Origin of the sequence: Anaerovibrio sp. (assembly GCF_024697385.1) — a bacterium.
In the GTDB taxonomy this organism is placed as follows: domain Bacteria; phylum Bacillota; class Negativicutes; order Selenomonadales; family Selenomonadaceae; genus Anaerovibrio.
The window spans coordinates 1-6,706 of record NZ_JAILFV010000043.1 but is presented as its reverse complement, the minus strand read 5'-3'; the positions used below and the strand labels follow the sequence as shown (position 1 = coordinate 6,706).

Sequence of the window (6,706 nt, the reverse complement as noted above, 5' to 3'; positions counted from 1 at the left end):
TGTCTGAAATGTGATGCTTTTTCTGTTTCGAGCTGGTATTCACATAGAGTAAAACTTTCCTTATGTACGTCCATTCCTACGAAAATTGTGGTATTATTCATATAGTGACCTCCTTTTGTATGCGGTAATCCCTGTTACCCTATGATTTATCATCTTTAGTATACAGGTAAATCCACGTTGCTACAAAGTGGAGGTCATTACATATTGTCTAACTTCGTGTCGCAACGAGCTGGGAGATATGCTCGCCAGCTGTTGTAGTTTGTTTTCCCCCACCTAAAGAGGAAGGGGACATCTTAAAGCTCGTTATATGTTGTCTTCTACTTATTTATTCTACATGCCGCCTAAAATACTATCCTGATTACTTTTCCCATAAACAAATCTCAATACAACTATTTTCTTAGAAACATCATCAACGATGTAATAAGCAATGTAGTTTTTTACCAAAAAATAGCGCACATCATCACGTTTCAGAAACTCATTTTCTACAACCTTCCCAGCTCTAGGTTCCAGACAAAATTTGTCAATCTGATCGATAAACTCATCTGCTAAAGCTTTAGCCGCAACAACATTTCCCAAGTTAATTGAAATATAAGAAAGTACGTTATCAATGTCTGGTTAGGCAGTGCCAGTCAATACATAATCATACTTTTCAGATGCCATATTTATCCCTCATCTTTTTAAGAGATTTTTTACCATCTACGACACGCCCTACTTCATAATCAGCTATACCCTCATTTATCATACGTGCCTCATCTATTTTGCCCACTAAACGCTCATAATACTCAATATCCATTACTACCAACCGGCCATAACCATTCTTAGTAACAAACACAGGCTCATTTGACTCAGCACATCTTCGCTCTATCTCTACAGTATTTTTTAAATCTCTCATTGGAACTATCTGCATAATTTCACCCCCAACGCAATATAGCCATATTTATATATAAATTATATCCAAAATTTAGCCACATCACAATGATTTATATTACTACCATACGCAAAAAGCTGCTGCACAAGGAAGCAAGATGCTATCCATGTGCAACAGCTTTTTAATTTTATCCCAAATCTACCAGGGTTCGCTTGCGCTTGTCGAACATTACCCCCTGGGTATAGCCATAGCGTTTCACGTAGTCAATGGCTTCGTCAATGTAGCTGCCGCAGTCCTCCGGCTTGTGGGCATCAGAACTGGTAATTATAGGCAAATCAGCTTTTTTTGCCAGCTTCATGAATTTATAGTATGGAGTTATTTCAGATATAGGATACCTGTATACTGTCCCGGTATTTACATCCACACACATATCTGCCTGCTTGATAGCCTTAATGGCCCGCTCCAGATACGGCGTTGCATCAAAGGACGGAATAATCCGATACAGCCTTATATTATACGGATGCCCCAAAACATCGTACAGGCCACTGGCAACCATATGCTCTACTTCCTGGGTGTACGCCTCGTAAATATCATCCAGCGAATGATGGTTCCACTCTGACATAATCTCTTCAGAATCGTAGGCCCAACCACGGATAAAATGTATGGAGCCGATAATATAATCGAAATCATACTCCTTTAATATCTCAGCCACCTGCTCCTGATTTTGAAAGTTACATACCTCAATACCTGTTCTGGCCTTGTAGCCAGCTGATCTGAGCTTTTCCATAAACTCAAAATAGTCGTCCAGTGTGTGTTTGAACTTGTTAGTTTTCAGCCACTGCTGCTGAAACCGTCCAACAAATGAATCATCCAAAATCAAATCATCATAATAAAGCTGCTTAAACTCAGGAAAGGTATGACTATGCTCCGAGATTCCTATTTCATCAAGGCCTCTTTTGGCAGCTGCCTCAAAGAATCCCTTGGCCCAGTCCACATCATAATCTCCCTTTTCAAAGTGCATATGGTAATCATATTTCATGATATTGCTCTCCTTATTCTCCAATAAGTCCCTGCGCCATTAATTCCTTTATCTGGTATATTACTCCATGGTCAATATTGCTTTTTGTCACAAATCTGGCAGCATCCTTGATTTCCGGATATGCATTGTCCATGGCATAGCTGTAATACACTGACTTCATCATCTCATAATCATTCATGTAATCGCCAAAAGCGGCACATTCCTCAGGTCTAAAACCGAATTGCTGCTGTACCTGTTTGATGGCCCAGCCTTTGTTCGCTCCCGGATTCAATACATCAACCCAATAATTTCCACTCAGGCAAACCTGCAGATCAGGCACACATTTCTTCATTATTGGCAAAATATTATGTTCTGCATCAGCCCGGTCACAATCACACAGTGCTACCTTGATAAATTCATCATCTATGCTCTCAAAATCGTCTACAACAATGCTATGAGTGAAATACTTTCTGGCCTCGCCAATATATGGATTCCATTCTTCACGAACATAAGCATTACGCTTGCCGCATAAAATCGGATAAATACCTGGAGCAGCGTCAGCAGCTGCAATAATCTGTCTGATATCATCAGCTGCCATAGGGCTCGAACAAATCTCCTGTCCCTTATATACACTGAAGGCTCCATTTTCCGCCAAAAACATGAAATCGTCCCTGTATGGGGCCAGCTGCTCCAGTAAGGCAAAGTATTGCCGCCCACTGGCAGGCGCAAAAATTACTCCCCGCCGTTTAAGTTCCAGCATAACTTCACCAAATTCAGACGGCAGATTACCATTTTCATCCAATAAAGTTCCATCCATATCAGAAAAAATAATCCTTATCATAACCCCACCTATAACACTATATCACTTTTCAGCCTTTTCTGCCATGGTATAAGCACCAAGGTTCTTCCGCCATATAATCCCCATCGTTATAATAAGCAGCCCTTGCCCGGCAGCCACCGCAGGCCCGCTTAAACTCACATGCACCACAGCCGCCCTTATATTCCAGTGTGCGAAGTGTATTCAACACCTGATTGTTTTTCCATATTTCATCAAAAGGAGTAACACGAACATCCCCCAGCTCCATGTTCAGGTAAGCACATGGCTGCACCTTACCCCGGGGACTGATAATACAATATGCAGTACCTGCCAAACATCCACGACGGAATCTTGTCTTTATTCCCATCTGGGCAGCAATACGCATAAACTGTGGTGCACAGGTAGGCTTTAATTCAATATCCACCTCAGTCTGTTTCTTCATAATACGGGTCAATGTCTCTTCATATTGTTCAGCCCGAAGAGATTCTGCCTCTATGGTCTTGGCCCGTCCGGTCGGAACCAAAAAGAAAAAATGATGTGCCACTGCACCTTCAGCCACTGCAAAATCGGTAATGGCCTCCAGCTCATGGTTGTTCCAGTCCATCACTGTGGTATGAATCTGAAATGGCAAGCCTGCTTCCCGGCAATTGCGCATCCCTCTCACGGCACCTTCCCAGGCTCCTTCAAATTTTCGAAAGCTGTCATGCTTCTGAATATCCATTGAATCCAATGAAATCCCCATACCCATGGCCCCGGCCGCCTTCAGTGCCCGAGCCTTTTCCAGGGTGATAAGGGTACCATTGGTGCCAAATACCGGACGCAGCCCCAATTTAGAAGCATATGCCACCAGTTCAACAATATCAGGACGCAGCAATGGTTCCCCACCGGAAAAAATCATTATTTTAAAATTTGCCCTGGCAATCTGCTCCAGCAAGGTCTTGGCCTCCTGAGTTGATAATTCCTCCTCAGCACGGCATCCGGCTTCACGATAACAATGATCACAGTACATATTGCAGGCATTTGTCACATTCCACGAAACAATCATCATACCCCTCCTTCGAGACCGATCTCTTTATCTGTAAGGTAACAGGAAGGATCAGATTCCCAGAAATCGCCTGTGCGAGCCTCAGCCCTGGTCCGGAAATTTCCGTTACAGTTGTCCAGGAACTTACAACGGCTGCAACGGCCTTTCAATAAACCTTTTCTGTCCTTGAGTCCTGCCATGATTGGGTGGGAAGTATCAGTCCATATTTCACTGAACTTTCTCTCCCGCACATTACCAAAAGTATGATGCTGGGTAAACTGATCAGGATGAACATAGCCGAAAGGATCAACCTCACCAAAGGCTATTCCCGACCGGTTGCCACCATTCATGGAAATATATTTTTTTATTTGCTCCGCCAATTCCTCATGGCCCTCGGCCAATGCCTTGAGATACATATATACACCATCACAATGGTTATCCACAGTCAGGATTTCCTTTTCCAGTCCTCTTTCCTCAAAATCCCTGGTCCGACGGATAATAATGTCCATAGCCCTTCGAGATTCCTCAGGAGTAACATCCTCGTCCATCATGGCATTACCCCGTCCGGAATATACAAGGTGATAAAAACATACACGATTGATATTTTCACGCTCTATGAAATCGAAAATATTGTCCAATTCCTGGATATTATGATGATTGATGGTAAACCTCAGCCCTACCCGTTGACCTACGGCAACACAATTCTGAATGCCCGCCATGGCCTTGTCATAAGCGCCTTCACAGCCTCTGAACTTATCATTTACATCCTTCAGTCCATCCAGTGATATCCCTACATATCCTACGCCTATATCCTTGATACGCTGAGCCACATCACGGGTAATAAGCGTACCATTGGTAGACAATGTAGGACGCACCCCCTTATGCTGGGCATATTCAGCCAACTCAAAAAAATCCGGCCTTATCAGTGGTTCCCCACCGGAAAACAGCAGCACCGGCACATGAAAATCAGCCAAATCATCTATAAATGCCTTGGCTTCTTCTGTGGTCAGCTCATCCTGATATTTTTTGCTGTCCGAATTCATATAACAGTGCCGACATTTCAAATTACAGGTTTTGGTGGAATTCCACACCACCACAGGACCTATTCCCTTACCAGCCCCATTTTTTGCTAAATGAGCCCCCTTGGTATACCTGAGGGAATCCCCAAAATATTCCCTGGCGAATAACAATTTTGTAACACTGATCATTTTACTCTCCTAATATATTCTGGTATTTACCTGGCGAAACTGCCACATAAGCAGGGTCACACAATTCCCTGCCGGCAACAGGCATCACACTTATTTCCCACAGACACTTATTCCATCTATCAGCAATCTCAGCTTCATCTCAATATTTTCCTCAAAGGAAAATTTCAAGTGGCTGAAAGCTGCCGTTTGAAACATTGAATGAAACATTTCTGAAATTATTTCTGCAGTAACATCTTTGCGGAATTCGCCCTTTTCCTGACCATCCTTTATTATACGCAGAAAGGTCCCCATAAATTCCGGTGCTGGCATATCAACCGATTTATCGCCCCTTGGCTTAGTATGGACCATTGCTCCCGTAAACAATAATGGCAGCAAATATCTGTTTTTACTTACAAGTCTGGTGGTGTGCATGACCATCTCAGTCAATATTGTTTTGCTGGTGGAATTATTCTCCACCAGCTTCTTCAATTCATAGGATAAAGTTCCCGAAAAGCTGTTGAGCAGATTCCTCAGCACATCCTCCTTGGAAGAAAAATAATTATAAAATGTGCCCAGTCCCATATCTGCCGCATTCATAATGTCAGCTATGGAGGTTTCTATAAAGCCTTTTTCAGAAAATTGCACCACTGCTGCATTTAATATCTCATTACGGGCCTTGATTTTTTTCTGTTCCCGCTTTCCACATTTTTCCTGCTGAACTGTCATGATATCCTCCTCAAAAGATGCCAATAATCACATATTAAAGACTTGTTCAGGTTTCTTCTCTCCCCTGGAATTAAGTCAGATTTCCCCACCGTCTCAAGCCTACTTAACAATCACCCCAGGGGCTGAATTTTCAGTACGCATCAACATAAGGCAAAAACATGAATCAGATTCATATTTCCCAGCCACTAAAGTATAGCATAAACGAAAAGAGCGAAGCAAGTGCTTCGCCCTTAATAAACAATGGTGACCCAGGAGGGACTCGAACCCCCGACCCCTTGATTCGTAGTCAAGTACTCTAATCCAGCTGAGCTACTGAGTCATATGCCGGTGCTAATCAACCAGCACGATTATTCTAACGCAATACAGTATGTTTGTCAAATTTTTTATAACGCCATTGTTCAAATTTCTCCGCAGGAAAAATATTCCAATCAGCGTTTTCCCCAAGGACACCAGCTTTGTATCCCATGCAGGGGCAAGTTAAAGCTCAGCCTTTTTAACACCGTCCGGGCAAATGCTCTCGCTGAGCTTGAGGAATTCCCTGTCACTCCCGGTACAGGAAAAAATCTTCTGATGCTCCGCCTGCACAGTCTGATTTTCTTCTGTAACACTTATATCCAGCTGGATCCTGTTATTTTTGTCCTGTCTGAAGGAATATTCTCCCCTTGTACTGAGCCATTCATGGACCATCTCAAGATTGACAAAGGATGCCTTTTTATTATAATCCTTATACTCCTCTACAGCTACATCAGCTGCCTTCTTCATATCTGAAAAACTGCCCAGCAGATAAAAGTCAATACTTTCCTCTGTTGTAATCAGTTTGGTAACAACAAATGACACTAAAAGTCCTCCCTTTCCCACACTATTTCAGTTCAGCCCGGTTTATCCATTAATGATAAATACGCTGCCACTAACAGCTGATATATACCTCGTTATAACGCCATTGTTCAAATTTTTCTTCTTTAGAAGAAAAATCTTCCAATTAGCGTTTCAACGAGCTGGGAGATATGCTCGCCAGCTGTTGTAGTTTGTTTTCCCCCACCTAAAGAGGAAGGGGACATCTTAAAGC

At 42.7% G+C, this 6,706-nt stretch carries 8 protein-coding genes and 1 tRNA gene; all 9 read right to left on the bottom strand.

Annotated elements, in window-relative coordinates:
• Positions 1–330: 330 nt before the first annotated feature.
• Complete coding sequence (locus K6C05_RS02220; protein ID WP_296730786.1) at positions 331–609, bottom strand: type II toxin-antitoxin system RelE/ParE family toxin; 279 nt, start codon at positions 607–609, stop codon at positions 331–333.
• A gap of 40 nt (positions 610–649) precedes the next feature.
• Positions 650–907: a type II toxin-antitoxin system Phd/YefM family antitoxin gene (locus tag K6C05_RS02215; protein ID WP_363317152.1), complete on the bottom strand. Its 258-nt coding sequence runs from the start codon at positions 905–907 to the stop codon at positions 650–652.
• A gap of 148 nt (positions 908–1,055) precedes the next feature.
• Positions 1,056–1,907, bottom strand: a complete 852-nt coding sequence (locus K6C05_RS02210) for a histidinol-phosphatase (protein ID WP_296730783.1) — start codon at positions 1,905–1,907, stop codon at positions 1,056–1,058.
• Positions 1,908–1,920: 13 nt separating this feature from the next.
• Entirely contained in the window at positions 1,921–2,727 is an 807-nt protein-coding gene (locus tag K6C05_RS02205; RefSeq protein WP_296730782.1) for an HAD family hydrolase, read from the bottom strand.
• A 28-nt stretch (positions 2,728–2,755) separates the two neighbouring features.
• Positions 2,756–3,748, bottom strand: a complete 993-nt coding sequence (gene nirJ2 / locus K6C05_RS02200; RefSeq protein WP_363317153.1) for a putative heme d1 biosynthesis radical SAM protein NirJ2 — start codon at positions 3,746–3,748, stop codon at positions 2,756–2,758.
• The gene (gene nirJ1 / locus K6C05_RS02195; protein WP_296730780.1) at positions 3,748–4,935 is read right to left on the bottom strand and encodes a putative heme d1 biosynthesis radical SAM protein NirJ1; all 1,188 of its coding nucleotides are present in this window, start codon (positions 4,933–4,935) and stop codon (positions 3,748–3,750) included. Before nirJ1 ends, nirJ2 begins: the two co-directional genes overlap by 1 nt.
• A 90-nt stretch (positions 4,936–5,025) precedes the next feature.
• Positions 5,026–5,664 carry a TetR/AcrR family transcriptional regulator gene (locus K6C05_RS02190; protein ID WP_296730779.1) on the bottom strand — a complete coding sequence of 213 codons (639 nt, stop codon included), beginning with the start codon at positions 5,662–5,664 and terminating at the stop codon, positions 5,026–5,028.
• 217 nt (positions 5,665–5,881) lie between these two features.
• Positions 5,882–5,959: transfer RNA gene (locus tag K6C05_RS02185), tRNA-Arg, on the bottom strand.
• A 158-nt stretch (positions 5,960–6,117) separates the two neighbouring features.
• Positions 6,118–6,477, bottom strand: a complete 360-nt coding sequence (locus K6C05_RS02180; RefSeq protein WP_296730778.1) for a hypothetical protein — start codon at positions 6,475–6,477, stop codon at positions 6,118–6,120.
• Positions 6,478–6,706 lie beyond the last annotated feature (229 nt).

What these genes read in the sequence shown, in the direction of transcription:
- K6C05_RS02215 (WP_363317152.1), bottom strand. Translation starts at nt 907, where the DNA reads ATGCAGATAGTTCCAATGAGAGATTTAAAAAATACTGTAGAGATAGAG.
- K6C05_RS02210 (WP_296730783.1), bottom strand. Translation starts at nt 1,907, where the DNA reads ATGAAATATGATTACCATATGCACTTTGAAAAGGGAGATTATGATGTG.
- K6C05_RS02205 (WP_296730782.1), bottom strand. Translation starts at nt 2,727, where the DNA reads ATGATAAGGATTATTTTTTCTGATATGGATGGAACTTTATTGGATGAA.
- nirJ2 (WP_363317153.1), bottom strand. Translation starts at nt 3,748, where the DNA reads ATGATTGTTTCGTGGAATGTGACAAATGCCTGCAATATGTACTGTGAT.
- nirJ1 (WP_296730780.1), bottom strand. Translation starts at nt 4,935, where the DNA reads ATGATCAGTGTTACAAAATTGTTATTCGCCAGGGAATATTTTGGGGAT.